The sequence below is a fragment of the Granulicella sp. L46 genome (assembly GCF_009765785.1).
In the GTDB taxonomy this organism is placed as follows: domain Bacteria; phylum Acidobacteriota; class Terriglobia; order Terriglobales; family Acidobacteriaceae; genus Granulicella.
The window spans coordinates 230,988-246,583 of sequence record NZ_LMUT01000009.1; the positions used below are offsets into that span (position 1 = coordinate 230,988).

Genomic DNA, 15,596 nt, shown 5'->3' on the forward strand with positions numbered 1-15,596 from the left:
GTCTTGGAGACTTCGTCACCGTAACCTCCCTCCGCACGCATCGCACTGTCTTCGCCATCATCGGCGACGACGGCAATCCTTCCGGTAACGAAGGCTCCCTCCACCTCCTCCAATCCCTCGGGTACCCCTTCACCAACGGCATCGACGACGCAGTAACCCACCCGGAAATCCTCATCCACCTCTACCCCAACTCCAACCCCCACCAACTCTTCCCCCGCACTCAATCCGCCCTCGACGCCGCAGCCCGCCACCAGGGCCTCAAGCTCACCACTTCCAGCCAGTGAACGTTGTTAGTTGTCAGTTCTCAGTTGGAATCATCGCGTCCTTCCTGACAACTGAGAACGAACAACTGACAACCCTGCTCACAACAGCCGCGCCGTCATCGCATGCCACGCCGTCGTATGACCCAGTGGCACACGCACCAAGTGCACCACGATCACAAACAGCGCTCCCCGCCAGGTGTATTTGCTCACCCGATGAAGGTTGAACAAATCGAAACCCACCAGCATCAGCAGCAGCGCAAGAATCACCAAATCCTGCGTCGGCGGAATTCGCTGCAGAATCGCCGGATGCTGCCATCGCCCCACCGCGGCATCCATCAACGACATCGTCGCCAGTAAAATCAGCCGCTTGTGCGCCTCCGTATTCCGCCGCAACTTATACGCAAAGAACACCAGCGTCCCAAACAACAGCATCCCCGAGATCGGAATCACGAAGAACGTCTGCGCGTCCAACCCCAACGGCCCCTGGCCTCGCCGCAGCGCGTCTACCGCTGCCGTCGTCCCCAGCACCACCATCGCCACCGCCAGCCCAAACCCGAATAGCCCCAGCGTCATGTGCAGCTTCACCTTCTTGGTCGCCACCAGCGCCGTCTGCACAATCAGCAAAATCATCCACGACGTAAACACCGCACCGTGCACATGAATCAGTTTGTTCGGCAGCGGAGCCGCCACCATGCCAACCAAGAAATACGTCCGCGCAAATCCATACAACACCATCGCCATCATCACAAACGGCATCGCGGAAAAGAAAACACGATCCGCCGTGCGGCTAGGTTTATGCATACTCACGCGCGAAGGCGCTACAGCAAGATCGGCCATCATGTACTCCTGGGAGAATGGGAGATTCCTTGAAACTCGGCCCGCCAACTAAATTTTCGGTATGCCCGCAGTCTATCCGAACCCACTCTCGCAAAGCACTCATTTTTATCGCCCCCACCAAACCTGCGCCCTACCCCCACCCCCACGCATCCAACCTACGAAGCGTTCTCAGTTCTCAGTTGTCCGTTCTCAGTTGCCGCAACGCTCGCCTTTCCTGACAACTGAGAACTAACAACTGACAACTCCCACCCACTACCCACCACCCACTGGAGTCTTCCATGAACTACCGCACTCTCGGCCGCTCCGGCCTCAAAGTCCCCGAGCTCTGCTTCGGCACCGGCACCTTCGGCGGCGCCAACGAGTTCTTCAAATCCTGGGGCAGCACCCAGGACGCTGAAGCCGCACACCTCATCGACATCTGCATGGAAGCTGGCTGCAACTTCTTCGACACCGCCGACATCTACTCCGACGGCCACAGCGAATCCGTCCTCGGCAAAGCCATCGCCCACCTCAAGCGCGAAGACGTTCTCATCTCTACCAAGGGCACCTTCCGCGGCCGCAACCTCGGCCCCAACGACGTTGGCAGCTCCCGCTACCATCTGATCCAAGCCGTCGAAAACTCCCTCAAACGCCTCAACACCGACTACATCGACGTCTACCACCTCCACGCCTTCGACGCGACCACACCCGTCGAAGAAACCCTCAGCACGCTCGATAAGCTCATCACGCAAGGCAAGATTCGTTACATTGCCTGCTCCAACTTCTCCGGCTGGCACCTCATGAAATCCCTCTCCGTCTCCGAGCGCTACGGCTGGGCCCGCTACGTCGGCCACCAGGTCTACTACTCTCTCGTCGGTCGCGACTACGAGTGGGAGCTCATGCCCCTCGCCCTCGACCAGGGCGTCGGCGCTCTAGTCTGGAGCCCGTTAGGCTGGGGCCGCCTCACCGGCAAAATCCGCCGCGGCACACCTCTCCCCGAAAACTCCCGTCTGCAAAGCAAAATGGTCGTCGACGCCGGCCCCATCCCCGACTGGGACTACGTCTACAAAGTAGTCGACGCCCTCGACGCCCTGGCCACCGAAACCGGCAAGACCGTCCCGCAGCTAGCCCTCAACTGGCTCCTCCAGCGCCCCACTATCAGCACGCTCGTCATCGGCGCCCGCGACGAAAAACAACTCCGCGCCAACCTGGCCTCCACCGGTTGGAACCTTACCCCCGAGCAAGTGGCCAAGCTAGACGCAGCCAGCGCACTCCCACTCGCCTACCCGTACTGGCACCAGGTCCAGTTCGAAGAGCGCAACCCCTTCCCCACCAAACAAGCCCACGGCAACTAACCCCAACGCCTCCACAAACAAAACGGGCGACGCGTGTGGCGTCGCCCGTTACCGTTACCGTTGCTTTTGCTTTTGCTTCTGCTTCTGCTTCTGCTTCTGCTTCTGCTTCTGCTTCTGCCTTTACTTTTGCCTTTGCCTTTCTTTCTGTCATTCCCTCTGGGAATCTGCTTCACCCGTATCCCCGTACCCTGTCATCTCGACCGCAGCATCACGTTCTTGTCTTTGTGATGCGCAGTGGAGAGATCCCTGCATTGGCACTGGCCTTTGCCTTTGCCTTTGCCTTTCTTCGACAATTTCTAAAAGAAATTGTCATTCCGAGCGCAGCGAGGAACCCGCTTCTCGCGCGAAGCGCGCCCGTTCTTCGCTTGTTTCACCCAGCTCTTATTGTCCGTCCGCCGCCTTCTTCATCGGCATCGCCTTCGGTTTAGGATTCCAGAACGTCGGATCCGCCTTCACCCAGCTCTCCGGCACATAGCTCATCCGCGGACTGAACACGAACAAATTCGATTGGCTCGAAAGATACGCGGTCCTCGCAATCTCCCGATCACCCTTCAGATCTTCCTCGCCCAAAGCCTTCACGAACGCATCGTGCTCGTCATTCACCTTATCCAGAAACGCCATCGACTTCATCGGCAAAATCACCAGGAAGACAGGCCCCGCGGCATGTCCGTACGCCATCTCGTAGATCGCCACACTATAGCTCGGATCAGTCTTTGCCCACGCTCCGATCACTCGTTTCGCCACCTTCTCAAACTCAATGCCATAGCCAGGCTTCGTCTCAACCTGCACCAGCTGCGCCATTCTCATGGTCGCGATGTTCACCGGGTTCTTGCTGCTGAGGTCTTCGCGCAACCGCCAGAGCGCCGAGTTTTCACTCTCTACCAACGCGCCATCCGTCTCGTTCATCGCATCCAGCTTCGACTCCAGCCCCGGCAGCTTCATCGCCGACATGTACGTGGTCTCCACGTCCGCCATACTGTCATAGCCAGACAGAAACACCACCCGCGGCTCCCCCGTAATCGATGCCAGTGCCAGCGCATACAACGGGCTCTTCGCCGCTGCCATCGCCGATGCTACCGCCGCCTCACTCTTTCCATGCGCCATACCCTTTCCCGGCTTCACAAACTCGCGCTGCGTATACAGCACCTTCTGCGGTCCCATCGGACCAGCATCCTGAGCCCGCACAACCTTCACCGCGACGCCAATGGTACACAGAACCACCGGCACGAAAACCACCTTCGCCATCCATGATCTCTTCATGCTCACAGCCTCCTTCGGCTGATACCTCGCGTAACCTGCAGAAGCAGCCGCGCAGCGGCCACCACGGTCGATCCCACCGCGCACACGACAGCTCAGCGGCGACGGGGGCTTCAAGTTTTTTCAGGGGGCCGGTAAAACGGCTGCGGGAGAACGTCTCTACAGATGCGTCTCGTAACTACGGAAGAAGTCTGCTCCCGCATAATTCCTTTGTCAAGAAAAACTTACACCCACTCCACACAAAAAGAGGGCAGAGCCGAAGCCCTGCCCTTCTCCTATAACGTCGGCGATCTTCATCGCCGACGACAAACTTCTTCTACGCCGCCACGAGCTTCTGCGCCGTGAGCGCCTCCGCAATAGCCTGCGAGAACGCAGGAATATCATCCGGCTTCCGGCTCGTAATCAGGTTGCCATCCACGATCACCGGCTCATCCACCCAATGCGCTCCGGCATTCTTCAGATCTGTTCGCACCGAAGGCCAAGACGTCACCGTTTTGCCCAACACCACATCCGCTTCAATCAGCAGCCACGGCGCATGGCAAATTGCGGCAACCGGTTTGCCCGTCTCCACAAACGTCCGCACAAACGTCACCGCGCTCGAGTCCGTGCGCAGCACATCAGGATTCATCTGCCCGCCCGGCAATACCAGCGCATCAAATTGATCCGGCTTCGCATCCTTCACCAGCCCATCCACCTGCACGCTCTTGCCCCAGTCCGTGTGATCCCACCCCTTGATTTCGCCCATCTTCAGCGACAGCACGGTCACCTTCGCACCAGCGTCTTCAAGATTCTTCTTAGGCTCCAGCAACTCACTCTGCTCAAATCCATTCGTCGCCAGAATCGCGACCCGCTTACCCTGTAAATTCGTTTCCATCTCAACTCCTCTGGCCCGACATCCAAGCCATTTCACCGCAAGTAGCGGCACCCCCAGTAAGATGCGTCTTACTCTCCAGACGCCCACTCGCGCCCGCTATGAAATCGACTCCGAAATCCACCCCACCCAACTCGCCGCCGCTCAGCAACATCCACATCGGCACCGCCGGCTGGACCCTCCCCAAGGACCACGCCTCCGCCTTTCCCCCTCCCGGCGACCCCAGTCTCACCCACCTCCAGCGCTACGCCCATCGCCTCCATTGCGTAGAAATCAACTCCAGCTTCCACCGCCCCCACATGCGCAAAACCTGGGAACGCTGGGCCGCCACGACGCCCGCCAACTTCCGCTTCTCCGTCAAGCTCCCCCGCACCATCACCCACGAAGCCAAGCTCAACAACACCGGCGCACTCCTTCAAACCTTTCTCGAGCAAGCCACCGGCCTCGGCCCCAAACTAGGCCCGCTCCTCATCCAGCTCCCACCGTCGCTAGCCTTCGACGAACCCCTCGCCCACGACTTCCTAACCACCTTCCGCGAGCTCCATCCCACGCACAACTCCACCGAAAACCTAGCCGCCCTCGAGCCCCGCCACGCCTCCTGGTTCACCCCCGCCGCCGACCGTCTCCTGCGCAGCTTCGCCATCGCACGAGTAGCAGCGGACCCACCCAAAGGCAGCCCCGCGGCCGCAACTCCCGGCGGCGCCCAGCATCTCCTCTATTACCGTCTGCACGGAGCCCCACGCACCTACTACTCCCCCTACACCGACTCCGACCTCACCCACCTGGCCCACACCCTCCGCGCCGGCCCACCCGCCACCACCCTCTGGGTTATCTTCGACAACACCGCCCTTGGCCACGCCACCGCAAACGCACTTCACCTAAGCCGCCTGCTCAACATCTAAAGCAGCCTTCTCTCCATCCAGTTTTCGCCTAAAGCCGCCCGCGACCTCGACCAAACAGCAAGTAAAGAATCACCAGCAGAATGATCAGGCTGACGGTCCCGCCACCGTAATATCCAACGCCCGGGCCCATGTAATACCCGCCGCCACCAATAATAATAAGAAGAATAATCAGGATAATAAGCATGCGCGGAAGTCTAGCACACCGCGCTTTCTCTACACTCTACCCTCTACGCTCTACACTCTGTCTTAATGCCCCACGCTCATATTCTTCGGCGCCTTCGGAATGAAGAACAGCAGCGGCAACATGCAAGCGCAGAAGATCGTCAGATAACGAATGATGTCGACATACGCGAGCGTCGCCGCCTGCGCATGCAGCTGGTTATAGATCGACGCCTGCGCGTGGTGAATCGCTCCCCAGCTCGCTCCACCGAACGGCCCGTTGTGAACGCCCGCTCCATTGCCGGGCTTATACGCAGCCGCCCGTTCCTTCACGACGCGATCGAACGCCGGCGACCCCGGTACCAAATTCCTGATCGCAAAGTTTTCATGCGCCGCCGTGCGCCGCGTCAGCATCGTCGCCACAAACGCGGTCCCGCAGCTCGCGCCAATGTTCCTCGCCAAATTCGTCAAGCCCGACACATCATTGTTCTCGCTCTGCTTCACCCCGATATACGCAATCATATTAATCGGAATAAACAGGAACGCGAGCCCCGACGCCTGGAAGCACCGCATAAACACCAGCTGCCCATAGCTAAGCTGCAGACTCAAATTCCCCATCCACACCAAACTCAGCGTGAGCATCACGAACCCATACCCAATCAACTTGCGCGGATCCACCCTGCCCGACAGCACGCCCACCACCGGCATCATGCACATCATCATGAACCCCGCAGGGCTTAGCACCAGCCCCGCCAGCTCCGCCGTGTATCCCATCAGCGTCTGCACAAACTGCGGAATCAACAGCGTCGTCGCATACAAGCAGAAGCCCAGCACAAACATCAGTCCGAAGCTGATCGAAAACACTCTTCGCCCAAACAGCGTGAGATTTAAAATCGGTCGCCGACCCTCGCGCAGCTCCTTCAGCTCCCACCAGATCATCGTCACAAACGCGACCACCATCATGCACACAAAGAACGTGATGATCTTCGATCCGAACCAGTCATCCTCCTGGCCCTTATCCAGCACAAACTCCAGGCTTCCAAACGTCAGACCCAGCAGCGCAAAGCCAATCAAATCCAGCCGCAGCCCGCCACTCTGCGTCTTCTTCACCTGCTCCTTCACATACGGAGGATCCTCAACAATCCTCGACGTCAAAAACAAACTCAAGATACAAATCGGCACGTTCAGAAAGAAGATCCATCGCCAATTAAAGTTGTCGGTAATATATCCGCCCAGCGTAGGACCAATCGCCGGAGCGCACACCACGGCCAGCCCATACAGCGCAAACGCCTGCCCTCGTTTCGAAGGCTCAAACGTATCCGCCAAAATCGCCTGCTCACTAGGAGCCAGCCCGCCTCCGCCAATCCCCTGCAGAATCCGGCAGAACACCAGCAGCGGCAGCGTAGGAGCGAGCCCGCACAGCGCACTCGAAATCCCAAACAGCGCCACGCAGATCATGTAAAACTTCTTCCGCCCAATGAACGTCGTCATGTAGGCACCAGCGGGAAGGATGACCGCGTTGGCGACCAGATAGGCGGTCAACACCCACGTAGCCTCATCCTGTGTCGCACCCAACCCGCCTGCAATATGCGGCAACGCCACATTCGCAATCGAGCTGTCGAGCACCTCCATGAACGTTGCCAGCGTCACCGTCAACGCCACAATCCAGGGGTTTACTCGCGGACGCCAAGGTGCCGGGGCGGCTACCGTCGTCGTCATCTCCATTGTTGCTGCAGCTGCCATTGGGTTGTATTCAGACGCCCCACCAACCCCCAGGGATTCACAAATCCGTCCAATTTGCGGCCCGCGTCACCCCGATCACGTGACCTGCACCGCGTTGTATTCCGTCAAACCCCACACAACAAAGAGCCCCAGCCGAAGCCGGGGCTCTCAGAAATTACTCAATAACGTCTATGCAACAGCCTTCCGCCAGGCAAACCCGGCAAGCCCTATCAGCCCCGTCGCCAGCAGCAGCAAGCTGTTCGGCTCCGGCGTCACGGATGCCGGCTCAAGTGATCCCGAACCAGCGAAGTAAAGATTCGGAAACGTTAGAAACGTCACATTCGTAGGAAACACGATCGGCGAACCGTCATATCCCACCAGATTACTCGTCGCAAGAAACAGGTTCACGTCTCCGAGCGGCAAGCCATTGGAGTAGACATTCACGCCATACCCGAAAAAGGTGGGTGACTGCAGGCCAACCTGATCGAGCGTGCCGTCCTGGTAGGGCAGAAAGCCGGCGACCGTGAGATCCGCACCAGTAAACATATTCGTGGTTGTGTCCAGCGTCAGCGTTCCATCAATCGTCCCGCCGAGTATGTACGACGAATTCAGATCGAAGGTACTGTAATTATCTGCGCGAGCTGCGAGGCTGGCCGACACCAACACCCCAGCAATTAATAACGAACGTAATCGCATCAAGATTCCTTTCAGACCTCGCAAGGTCTCCTTCAGAGTTGTGCCTTCGCAAGACGGTTCCATAAACCTAACTGCAATTCCATGGCCAACTTCCCTGCGGTGTACCTATCTAGTCGCGGAACCAGCTAAGCTCAGCCCTTTCAAAAGACATCGGGTATCAAACAGAAATCCCATCGCCCCTCAAAGTGGTAAATATTTCCTACTTTACCCACCACCCTCCGCAAAAACTCCGGCCGAAAAGGAAACCGCCCCAGATCCCACACCACTCCAAGCTAGAAGCCGACTCTCGCCGTCCGCGGAGGACAAAGTGTTAGCCTTTCATCAGCCATTCACGCGAAAGGAGGGCGAGCAATGAACATCATCACGCAATCCCGCCGCCTCTCTCTATCCTCTATCCCCTATCCCCCATCCCCTGCCCTATGAATGCCGACCTCGAACACCTCATCATCCTCCAGGCCCAGGACCTCGAGCTCCGCCGCCTCCGCGCCGAGCTAGCCGACGCTCCCATCCAGGTCACCGCCGCCCAGACCGCTCGCGCACGCGCCGAAGTCGCCCTCGCCGAAGCCAACAAGTCTTTGAGCAAAGAAGAGACTTTGCGCCGATCTCAAGAACTCGACGTCAAAGATCGTCAAGGCAAAATCTCCCGCCTTCGCAAGCAGATGGAGACCGCCACCTCCGCCGCCCAGATCGCCGCTCTCGAGCACGAAATCTCCTTCTCCGAACAAGCCATCGCCACTCTCGAAGACGAAGAGCTAGCCTCCCTCGAACGCACCGACGCCTTCGACCTCGCACGCGGCAAAGCCACCCTCACTCTCGAAGTCACCACCGCGACCCTCGCCGCCGCCCGCGTCCGCGCAGCCGACATCGCCACCCGCAATACGGCAACCATCGCCGGCATCGAAACCGAACGCGCCGCTCTCCGCGCCCAGATCGACGAGGCCCGCCTCTCCGTCTACGACCGCATCTCCAAAGCCAAGGGCACCGGCGTCTCCCAGGCCATCGACCACAAGTGCGCCGCCTGCCAGATGATGGTCCGCCCCCAGCGCTGGAACGACCTCACCGACCGCGACCCCAACAGCGAATACGCCAACACAATCTTCACCTGCGAAACCTGCGGCCGCCTGCTCTTCTACGACCCCCGGCAGGACGCCCCCATCCGCTGGGCCCCCGGCGAAAAACTAGCCGCCGCCACCACAAATTCGTAGTTGTCTTCTCTACGCTCTACACTCTACCCTCTACTGTCTGAACCCGGAGCCTCACCGCAACATGCCTTCCCCGCAATCCCCCGAACGTAAAGTCATCGCCGTCGACATGGACGAAGTCATCGCCGACGCCCTTGGAGAACACCTCACCCGCTACAACCGCGACTTCGCCAACGACCACGCCGCCGCCATCACCCTCGACGACCTCCGCGGCCGCCGCCTCTGGCAAGTCGCCCCTGCCCAACGCCACCCCGTCATCGACAACTACCTCCGCGAAGACGACTTCTTCCGCGTCCTCCAGGTCATGCCCAACTCCCAGCGCGTCCTCGAACGCCTCCAGTCCCGCTACGAAGTCTTCATCGCCTCCGCCGCCATGGAAGTCCCCACCAGCTTCGTAGCCAAATACGACTGGCTAGCCGAACACTTCCCCTTCATCCCCACCTCCCACATCGTCTTCTGCGGCGACAAATCCATCCTCCGCGCCGACTACCTCATCGACGACAACCCCCGCCAACTAGCCCTCTTCCGTGGCGAAGGCATCCTCTACACCTCCCCCGCCAACATCCACATCAACGGCTACCGCCGCGTAGACAACTGGCTAGCCGTCGAAAAAATGTTCCTCTCCTAGCCCCGGGCCGCCACTCCACCACTCATTCCACCCAAAATCTCGTCATCCTGGAGCGGAGCGAAGGATCCCTGTATTTGCCTTTGTTTTCGCTTTCGCCTTTGCTCTTGCTTTCGCCTTTGCCTTTGCTCTTGCTTTCGCCTTTGCCTTTGCTCTTGCTTTTGCTCTTGCTCTTGCCTTTCTGGCTGTCATTCCGAGCGCAGCGAGGAACCTGCTTCTCGCTTGCGCAGCAAGCGCCCGTTCTTGCTTCAGCTAAAAGCTAGAAGCTACCCCTACTCCATCTCCTTCAGCGCCACAAAACTATGCGCCGGCAGCGTCACCTTAAACGCCATCTCCTCCCTCGCCATCGGCGCCTGCGGCTGCTTCCCGCCCCCCGACACCGTCCCCTCCACCACCGCCCCCGTCTGCAAATTCTCCAACCGCGCAACGCGACCCTTCACCCGCACCGTCACCTCCACCGGCTCATCCCGGAACGACTCCACCACCATCGTCCCGTTGTCATACGCAAACAAGCTAACCTTCGCCGGAGCATCAATCCTCACCGGAAAATCCCCCATCACATAACTCCGCAGCGCATCCAGCTCGCCCTCCGGCAGCGCATACAAATCCGCAAAGTTATCGGGAACCGTCAGCACATACAACTTGCCCTTGCCATAGTCATCCATCAGCACCATCGGGAAACCATTGCCATCCGCAATCCCGCGAATCACCGGCCACGCATCATTCGTAAAGAACCGCACCTGCGGAATCAGTATCGGTTTCTCCGCATCCCCCAATGGAGTCCCAGCCCCCGGCCCATACGCCCCAATAAACTTCGTCACCGCCACCGGCGCCGCGTTATACCGCAGCCCGACAATGTCCTCAATTCCCTTACCCTCCAGCGCCCTCAGCAATCCCGACGTCATCACCACCGTCCTCCCCGCCATCAACTGCGCCTTCATCTCCTCCACAATCCGCGGATCACTCTTCGCCGCCTCAGTCAGCAACACCACCGGCGCATCCTTCGGAAACACCGGCGACAAATCCACCGGAATCCCAATCATCCCCAAAAAGTTATGCAGAAAATCCTCACCCACCGCGTGATACGGCCGATAGCTAGCAATCCCCATCGGCTTCCCCAGCTTGCCGACAAACGGCTTCACGCGGTCCAGCGCGTCGCCCGCCACCGAAGCATACGTCGGCGCGCTTAATCCCCCACCCTTCGCGCGCTCCTCAATCCGTTTCCACGAAACATCGCTCGCCTCTTTACCCCAAGCCCGCTCTCCCGGCTTCGCCTCGCCAAGCAAGTCGATGTAGTTGAAAAGCGTCATCTCCTTCGCCTTCCCAAACACCGTCAGCCACAACTGTTCCGAGTAGCGATCCACATATCGAATGTCATACGTGTCGACCCATCCCCCGCCCATCTTGCCCGGATCCACATGCTCGAAGTACTGCAAAATCTCGTACCCCTCATACTGCTGCAGAAGTTGATCCGTCTCCTCCGGATCGCGCGTCTCCGTTCCCGCATAGATCCCATCAAAGATCTTCGGCTGCTCCTGCAAGTCATATCCATCCGCAGCGAAATGCTCATACCAGTTCGGAAACTTAATAATCACCTTCACCTTAGGATTCGCCGCGCGCATCGCACCCACCACCAACTCCCGCGACACGCCATCCATCTCCGTCAACCGAAAATCCGTCCAGCCCTCATTCCCCTTCGCCGCAATATCCGACACCGCCTTCGTATTCGCAAAGAAGAAGTCATCCAGAATCACTTCATCAAAGTGCCGCGCCACAAACTCCGAAATACTCTTCACATAAGCCCTGTCCGCGGGCTTAGAGTACGTGAACGAAACAAACTGTCCATGATCACTATCCGAGTAGCAGATCCCACCTGCCACCTCCACGCCCTTCGACGCAAAAAACTTCTTCACCTCTTCAATCAGCGGTCCATCCGCCACCACCCGGCTCCGGTACGTCTCGATATAAACCTTATCGACATGCACCTGGCCAGACAGCTGCGCCCAGCTACTCTCCAGCCACGCCCGGTCCCGCATCTTCAGCACCACGCTCACCGGAATATACACAGCCGTCTTGAACGGCGCCTGCACCCCCAACCGTGTCCCGGCCTGATTCGCACCCTGCGCCCGCACCTGCGGCGCCATCCACAACGCCATCAACACCAGCCCAGCCGCTACCACTCCGCGAACATTCACGCGCATCTCCACTCGACTGCAAGTCGAAGCGGAATTATACCGATTAACCCCCAATTAAATCGATTTATCTTTGCGACCCAAACATTGTCCGTTTACGCAGCCACAAATCAAGGCAAGCCCCAAGCCAAATTATCGAACCGCAGCGACTCCCCACCCACGACCGTAACCTTCACCTTCGATGTCGCCACCACCCACCCCGTCCTCACCCTCCGCAACTCCTCCGGCTTCACCACCACTGTCACAACACTCATCCCATCCGACGCCCACGTAACCGACGCATCTTTTTCCCCGCCGTTATACACATCGATCCCCGCAAACACCCGCGGCGCATAAAACGAAAACTCCCCACCCTCAGCTTTCACCAGCTTCAAATTAAACGTCCCAAACTTTCCACCCGGCGCCGCAATCGCCCACGCCCCCTCACCCCAATCCACCACCCCACTCGGATACTGCCCCACCAACGTAGTCCCCGCGGCCAAATGCGGATCATCAAACGTAATCACTCGCGGCACCGCCGGGCCTTCCCCCTCGACATCCACATCCCGCGAACTCGCATGCACCACCCGCATCACCCGCGTAGCCTCATCAAACCAATACCCATCGCCCTTCAACTCCCCCACATTCCGAACCCGCGCCACAACCCGCCCACCCACACTCACCGTCTCCGGCAAAAAGTTCAGCCGCAACACATCCGACGACTCCGCATCGAACGTAGACCAAGTCACACTCCCCGCCCCATACCTCATCTTCGTCACCACCGACGACGACCCCAACAGATGCGATTCATCCCGCGGGGCCCACTCCGGCACCGCCCAAAACGCATCCATCATTCGTCGCGGCCCATCCGCAAACTCATCCGTAAACCACCACTGATTGCTGAACGGCGCATGCGCCTTCCCCGGCAATCCCTGCCAATACGTCACCCAGTTGTACGTCCGATAAGCCGACTCCTTATAAGCAACGTCCCCCGTCGCCGCAAAATAAAACGCCTCCACCGAAGCCAGCCGCGCACTATGACTATCGCAACACTCACCCGGCAGATTGCAACAAAAATCCTTCCCCCCACTCCCCTGCTCCGTCGTCACCAGCGCTCCATGCACCAGATACTTCGGCCACCGCGGAGTAGTCTTCACCCACTCCATCAACGCCCGCGCATGCTCCCGCCACAACGGATCCTTCTCCGGATGCAGCAACAAATACCGCGCCAGCTCCAGCGGAATCACATTGTTCATGTCCTCCATACTCCCCGGCACATCCTCGAAGTACCCCACCCAAACATTGTTCTGCATCGGATACTTCATCAGCCAATCCCAGGCCCCAGCCCTCACCCGCGCATACGCTGCAACATCTCCCTGCTTCAGCCGAATGAGTTCGTCGAACAACATAATCGGTTCCACCATGTTCGCCGAGAAAGGAAACATCCCCTTCCCATCCTTCAAATTCCCATCCTTCCCATGGCACCGATAAGGCCAGGGCGAATTCGCCGCATCGCCCTTCTTGAAATTCTTCACCAAAGCCTCCGCGCACAAAATCGCCTCGCGCAGATACTTCGTCTTCCCCGTCATCTCATACAGCCGCAGATACGCATACCCGTCCTCGCCCACCACATGCGGCTCAATAAAATCCTCCCCATGCGAGCTCCACCCCGTATACTTCACGCTCCCCGGATTCCCCGAAGCGTACGGCACCGATGCATACGCATAATCCGAAGGCGTCAGCCCATGCGCCATCTCGTAATCAAAAAAATTCTCAAGATATTCCACCGTCCGAGCATCGCCCGTGTACGGATAAAGCCGCTCCACAAACCCCTCCGACATCGCCCGCAGATACCCCGTAGAGTTCGCCCAGTTCTTATCCGGAGTCATCTCATACGTCGTCCGATCGAAATCGAAGCAGCAATACAAATACTGCAGCCGCTGCCGCTGATACTGGTCCCAATCAATCGTCCACTGCGAAAGAAAATAATCCGAATACGAAAACCCCGTATCCTCCGCCATCGGCCAAGGCAAAAGCTTCCCACCCTTATCCAGCTGCACCTCCCGACCAGCAATCGTCGCCGCATCCACCACCGACACCACCGGAAACCCCTGCGATGCGTGCGTTTCGAATGCACCACTCCCCGTCGTCGCCTGCCCCGCAGCAGCAGCAGCACACACCCCCAACACCAGCACCGCCAATCCACGAACCATCGCCATAGCCAACCAGCATATCCCTGCACGACCACCCCGCACACGTCCGCTCATGACCCAATCGAGCCCAACCTTCAAACTCTTTTCTCTTCGTTCATAACGATGCGGAGCGTATCGTATCCGCAGACCGCGGTTATCGATAAGCACCTGTGCGTATCCCAACCCCGCGCTCAACGAAACGGAGTCCGCCGTGTTCACGTTCATCAATCCATTTCTGCTGGGCGCCGCCTCTGGGCTCCGTGCATTCACAGGTCTCGCCGTTGTCAGTTGGGCAGCGCATCTCGGCTACATTCACCTCGACCACACCTGGCTCGCCTTCCTCGGCTTCGCCTTCACTCCCTACATCCTCAGCCTCATGGCCATCGGCGAAATAATCAACGACAAACTCCCCAAGACCCCAAGCCGCCTCATCCCTCCGCAATTCATCACCAGAGTCGTCACGGGCACGCTCTGCGGCATCGCGCTAGGACTCTCATCCGGTCATGTGCTCATCGGCGCACTCGCCGGAGCCATCGGAGCCGTAGCTGGCACCCTCGGCGGAGCACAAGCAAGAGGCTTCGGCGCCAAGCTCTTTGGACGCGACCTGCCCGCAGCACTCATCGAGGACGCTTGCGCCATCGGTATCGCCATCTCCGCCATCGCTCTCATCCCCTAACGCGACGCAGCCCTCCCGGCCTCAATCCAAACGTGCGACCCGAAACCAGGCTAAACACGCCGCTGCGTAACCCGAAACCGGGCTAAGTCTGCACAAAAATGCTAGGCTCATCTCCATGGAACAGTATCGCCGCAGCAGCCAGATCACCCCCGCCTTCCTGGGCTATCTAGCTCTCACCGCGACACTTATCCTCACCGGTTGCGCCAGCCCCGCTCCCCCGCACGCGCCCTCCCTCAATCTCCCCCAACCGGTCCGCAACCTCACCGCCACCCGCATCGGCAATACCGTCGAACTCCGCTTCACAGCCCCCTCTAACTCCACTGATAAGTTACCTTTACGAGGTCCCACCCTCTCCGGACAACTCTGCCGCCAGCTCCCGCACCAACCCTGCCTCCCAGTTGCCCCGCGAACCTCAGTTCCCCTCGTTAACTCCAATGATCCCCACAACTTAGTAACCTGGACCGACACCCTTCCACCCCCCCTCACCGAAGGCCCACCCCAACTCTTGGCCTACCGCGTAGAATTTTTCAGCCCCGCCAACCGCTCCGCAGGCCCCTCGAATCAGGCATTTACGGCTTCCGGCCAAGCTCCGGCCCCGGTAGAAAACTTCCACGCAGAAGGCTCCCGCCTCGGCATCATCCTCCAATGGACCCCCACCCCCACCTCCGGCGAGGTCGTCCTCCGCCGCG

Annotated in this window: 15 protein-coding genes and 1 pseudogene; 8 read left to right on the forward strand and 8 right to left on the reverse strand. The window is 59.0% G+C overall.

Going from position 1 to position 15,596, the window contains the following annotated elements; translation table 11 throughout:
• Positions 1–284, forward strand: a pseudogene (locus tag GSQ80_RS07745) (hypothetical protein); the annotation flags it as partial.
• Between the two features lie 78 nt (positions 285–362).
• On the opposite strand, the gene GSQ80_RS07750 reads toward GSQ80_RS07745, so the two are convergent.
• The gene (locus GSQ80_RS07750; protein ID WP_158787068.1) at positions 363–1,100 is read right to left on the reverse strand and encodes a hypothetical protein; all 738 of its coding nucleotides are present in this window, start codon (positions 1,098–1,100) and stop codon (positions 363–365) included.
• A 278-nt stretch (positions 1,101–1,378) separates the two neighbouring features.
• Here GSQ80_RS07750 and GSQ80_RS07755 point away from each other — a divergent pair, with 278 nt between their 5' ends.
• Together GSQ80_RS07755 and GSQ80_RS07760 are read left to right on the forward strand one after the other, a co-directional pair.
• On the forward strand, positions 1,379–2,434 hold the full coding sequence (locus GSQ80_RS07755) for an aldo/keto reductase (RefSeq protein ID WP_158787069.1): 1,056 nt from the start codon (positions 1,379–1,381) through the stop codon (positions 2,432–2,434).
• Between the two features lie 35 nt (positions 2,435–2,469).
• Positions 2,470–2,862 (forward strand): hypothetical protein, encoded by a 393-nt coding sequence (locus GSQ80_RS07760; protein ID WP_158787070.1) that lies wholly within the window; start codon positions 2,470–2,472, stop codon positions 2,860–2,862.
• Here GSQ80_RS07760 and GSQ80_RS07765 read toward each other — a convergent pair.
• Positions 2,816–3,694 (reverse strand): hypothetical protein, encoded by an 879-nt coding sequence (locus GSQ80_RS07765; protein WP_158787071.1) that lies wholly within the window; start codon positions 3,692–3,694, stop codon positions 2,816–2,818. The two genes, GSQ80_RS07760 and GSQ80_RS07765, sit on opposite strands and share 47 nt — an antisense overlap.
• 313 nt (positions 3,695–4,007) lie before the next feature.
• Entirely contained in the window at positions 4,008–4,565 is a 558-nt protein-coding gene (locus tag GSQ80_RS07770) for a type 1 glutamine amidotransferase domain-containing protein (RefSeq protein ID WP_158787072.1), read from the reverse strand.
• 98 nt (positions 4,566–4,663) lie between these two features.
• Here GSQ80_RS07770 and GSQ80_RS07775 point away from each other — a divergent pair, with 98 nt between their 5' ends.
• Positions 4,664–5,464 carry a DUF72 domain-containing protein gene (locus tag GSQ80_RS07775; RefSeq protein ID WP_158787073.1) on the forward strand — a complete coding sequence of 267 codons (801 nt, stop codon included), beginning with the start codon at positions 4,664–4,666 and terminating at the stop codon, positions 5,462–5,464.
• A gap of 28 nt (positions 5,465–5,492) precedes the next feature.
• Here the strand turns inward: GSQ80_RS07775 and GSQ80_RS07780 are convergent, their stop codons facing one another.
• The 3 genes from GSQ80_RS07780 to GSQ80_RS07790 all read right to left on the reverse strand — a co-directional run bounded on the left by GSQ80_RS07780 (position 5,493) and on the right by GSQ80_RS07790 (position 8,041).
• Positions 5,493–5,648, reverse strand: a complete 156-nt coding sequence (locus GSQ80_RS07780) for a DUF3309 domain-containing protein (RefSeq protein WP_158787074.1) — start codon at positions 5,646–5,648, stop codon at positions 5,493–5,495.
• Positions 5,649–5,710: 62 nt separating this feature from the next.
• Positions 5,711–7,366, reverse strand: coding sequence for a DHA2 family efflux MFS transporter permease subunit (locus GSQ80_RS07785; RefSeq protein ID WP_158787075.1), 1,656 nt, complete (start codon positions 7,364–7,366; stop codon positions 5,711–5,713).
• Positions 7,367–7,534: 168 nt separating this feature from the next.
• On the reverse strand, positions 7,535–8,041 hold the full coding sequence (locus GSQ80_RS07790) for a PEP-CTERM sorting domain-containing protein (RefSeq protein ID WP_158787076.1): 507 nt from the start codon (positions 8,039–8,041) through the stop codon (positions 7,535–7,537).
• 419 nt (positions 8,042–8,460) lie between these two features.
• Between GSQ80_RS07790 and GSQ80_RS07795 the strand changes: the two genes are divergently transcribed.
• Together GSQ80_RS07795 and GSQ80_RS07800 are read left to right on the forward strand one after the other, a co-directional pair.
• Positions 8,461–9,246 carry a zinc ribbon domain-containing protein gene (locus GSQ80_RS07795; RefSeq protein ID WP_158787077.1) on the forward strand — a complete coding sequence of 262 codons (786 nt, stop codon included), beginning with the start codon at positions 8,461–8,463 and terminating at the stop codon, positions 9,244–9,246.
• A gap of 61 nt (positions 9,247–9,307) precedes the next feature.
• On the forward strand, positions 9,308–9,871 hold the full coding sequence (locus GSQ80_RS07800; RefSeq protein WP_158787078.1) for a 5'-3'-deoxyribonucleotidase: 564 nt from the start codon (positions 9,308–9,310) through the stop codon (positions 9,869–9,871).
• 269 nt (positions 9,872–10,140) lie between these two features.
• Here GSQ80_RS07800 and GSQ80_RS07805 read toward each other — a convergent pair whose 3' ends face one another.
• Both GSQ80_RS07805 and GSQ80_RS07810 read right to left on the reverse strand, forming a co-directional pair.
• Positions 10,141–12,063 carry a hypothetical protein gene (locus GSQ80_RS07805; protein ID WP_158787079.1) on the reverse strand — a complete coding sequence of 641 codons (1,923 nt, stop codon included), beginning with the start codon at positions 12,061–12,063 and terminating at the stop codon, positions 10,141–10,143.
• 107 nt (positions 12,064–12,170) lie between these two features.
• Positions 12,171–14,456 (reverse strand): hypothetical protein, encoded by a 2,286-nt coding sequence (locus tag GSQ80_RS07810; protein ID WP_254059510.1) that lies wholly within the window; start codon positions 14,454–14,456, stop codon positions 12,171–12,173.
• Here GSQ80_RS07810 and GSQ80_RS07815 point away from each other — a divergent pair.
• Both GSQ80_RS07815 and GSQ80_RS07820 read left to right on the forward strand, forming a co-directional pair.
• Positions 14,443–14,907 carry a DUF4126 family protein gene (locus tag GSQ80_RS07815; RefSeq protein ID WP_158787080.1) on the forward strand — a complete coding sequence of 155 codons (465 nt, stop codon included), beginning with the start codon at positions 14,443–14,445 and terminating at the stop codon, positions 14,905–14,907. The two genes, GSQ80_RS07810 and GSQ80_RS07815, sit on opposite strands and share 14 nt — an antisense overlap.
• A 115-nt stretch (positions 14,908–15,022) precedes the next feature.
• Positions 15,023–15,596 (forward strand): hypothetical protein (locus GSQ80_RS07820; RefSeq protein ID WP_158787081.1); only part of this gene is annotated, 574 nt, incomplete at its 3' end.

Coding starts and splice junctions, on each gene's coding strand:
- GSQ80_RS07810 (WP_254059510.1), bottom strand. CDS start 14,456: ATGAACGTGAACACGGCGGACTCCGTTTCGTTGAGCGCGGGGTTGGGA.
- GSQ80_RS07770 (WP_158787072.1), bottom strand. CDS start 4,565: ATGGAAACGAATTTACAGGGTAAGCGGGTCGCGATTCTGGCGACGAAT.
- GSQ80_RS07775 (WP_158787073.1), top strand. CDS start 4,664: ATGAAATCGACTCCGAAATCCACCCCACCCAACTCGCCGCCGCTCAGC.
- GSQ80_RS07765 (WP_158787071.1), bottom strand. CDS start 3,694: ATGAAGAGATCATGGATGGCGAAGGTGGTTTTCGTGCCGGTGGTTCTG.
- GSQ80_RS07790 (WP_158787076.1), bottom strand. CDS start 8,041: ATGCGATTACGTTCGTTATTAATTGCTGGGGTGTTGGTGTCGGCCAGC.
- GSQ80_RS07785 (WP_158787075.1), bottom strand. CDS start 7,366: ATGGCAGCTGCAGCAACAATGGAGATGACGACGACGGTAGCCGCCCCG.
- GSQ80_RS07750 (WP_158787068.1), bottom strand. CDS start 1,100: ATGGCCGATCTTGCTGTAGCGCCTTCGCGCGTGAGTATGCATAAACCT.
- GSQ80_RS07795 (WP_158787077.1), top strand. CDS start 8,461: ATGAATGCCGACCTCGAACACCTCATCATCCTCCAGGCCCAGGACCTC.
- GSQ80_RS07800 (WP_158787078.1), top strand. CDS start 9,308: ATGCCTTCCCCGCAATCCCCCGAACGTAAAGTCATCGCCGTCGACATG.
- GSQ80_RS07780 (WP_158787074.1), bottom strand. CDS start 5,648: ATGCTTATTATCCTGATTATTCTTCTTATTATTATTGGTGGCGGCGGG.
- GSQ80_RS07755 (WP_158787069.1), top strand. CDS start 1,379: ATGAACTACCGCACTCTCGGCCGCTCCGGCCTCAAAGTCCCCGAGCTC.